This window comes from Mesorhizobium sp. M7A.F.Ca.US.014.04.1.1 (assembly GCF_003998745.1).
Taxonomy (GTDB): Bacteria; Pseudomonadota; Alphaproteobacteria; order Rhizobiales; family Rhizobiaceae; genus Mesorhizobium; species Mesorhizobium ciceri.
In genome coordinates this window covers 1-1,214 of sequence record NZ_RZRW01001039.1, presented here as the reverse complement: position 1 = coordinate 1,214, position 1,214 = coordinate 1, and the positions used below count along the sequence as shown (strand labels likewise).

The 1,214-nt window shown below is 63.9% G+C and carries 2 protein-coding genes and 1 pseudogene; 2 read left to right on the top strand and 1 reads right to left on the bottom strand.

Annotated elements, in window-relative coordinates:
- Positions 1–346: pseudogene (locus tag EOA22_RS34270) on the top strand (HAD-IA family hydrolase); the annotation flags it as partial.
- A 7-nt stretch (positions 347–353) separates the two neighbouring features.
- Here EOA22_RS34270 and EOA22_RS34265 read toward each other — a convergent pair.
- On the bottom strand, positions 354–575 hold the full coding sequence (locus tag EOA22_RS34265) for a DUF1674 domain-containing protein (protein ID WP_024504209.1): 222 nt from the start codon (positions 573–575) through the stop codon (positions 354–356).
- A 105-nt stretch (positions 576–680) separates the two neighbouring features.
- Between EOA22_RS34265 and EOA22_RS34260 the strand changes: the two genes are divergently transcribed.
- Positions 681–1,214, top strand: a 534-nt coding sequence (locus tag EOA22_RS34260; RefSeq protein WP_164756205.1) for a M48 family metalloprotease, incomplete at its 3' end; no start/stop codon positions are given.

The following is a 1,214-nucleotide window of genomic DNA, read 5'->3' as shown; positions in this document are numbered from 1 at the left end:
CGCCCCTCGTTAGCTGGCGCTGTTGCGCATGAAGGCCGCCGGCATCCCCGTCCCGGCCATCATCGTCGCGGCGGAAGATGTCTCCCGCGGCAAGCCGGCGCCCGATTGCTTCCGGCTTGGCGCGGAACGGCTCGGCTTCGACGCGCGCGACTGCCTCGTGTTCGAGGATGCCCCGGCCGGCATAGCGGCAGCCGAAGCGGCGGGCGCGGCGGTCATGGTCATCAGCGCCACGCACAAGCACCCCTTGCCAACGCAACACGCCGCGATCGCGGGCTACGACATGGTGGGCATCACCGTCGACGAGCGTGGCTGGATCGCGCTCGAGCCGCAGCGCAACGCCGCCTAGGCCGCGTCTAGAAATCGCTGGTCAGGCCCTTTACCTCCCAGTCGCCGTAGCGGCCGGGCTCCTTGCCGCCGCGGCCGCCGATTTCCTTCGGCGCCGAGGCTTCCTTTTCCAGGTACTTTACACGCCTTGCTTCGGCTTCCGCGAGCGCACGTCTGGCTTCCGGCGTCAGCGCCTTTGGCTCGACATCATGGGCAAGCTCGGCATCGGTTTTACTGGCTTCGTCGTTCATGCGATATTTCCAGCGGATTGAAACGGGAACTGGTGTTTCCCATCATATAGCGATGAGACGAAGCGGATCGACCCCTTTTCGCTATCACCTGGACAGGAGCAGACGATGAACACACTTCGCACCGCCATGCTTCTTGCCGCGATGACCGCGCTGTTCATGGGCGTCGGCTTTTTGATCGGCGGAACCGGCGGCATGATGATCGCGCTGCTGATCGCCGCCGGCACCAATCTGTTCAGCTACTGGAATGCCGACAAGATGGTGCTGTCGATGAACCGTGCCGTCGAGGTCGACGAGAAGAACGCGCCCGAATATTACGCCATCGTCCAGTCGCTCGCCAAACAGGCCGGCCTGCCCATGCCGAAGACCTACCTGATCGACAATCCGCAGCCGAACGCCTTTGCCACCGGCCGCAACCCGCAGAACGCGGCGGTCGCTGCCTCCACCGGCCTGTTGCAGGCGCTGACGCCTGAAGAGGTCGCAGCCGTCATGGCGCACGAACTCGCCCATGTGCAGCACCGCGACACGCTGACCATGACGATCGTCGCCACCTTTGCCGGTGCCATTTCGATGCTCGGCAATTTCGCCTTCTTTTTCAGTGGCAATCGCGACAACAATCCGTTCGGCTTTGTCGGCGTCCTG

What these genes read in the sequence shown, in the direction of transcription:
- EOA22_RS34265 (WP_024504209.1), bottom strand. Translation starts at nt 575, where the DNA reads ATGAACGACGAAGCCAGTAAAACCGATGCCGAGCTTGCCCATGATGTC.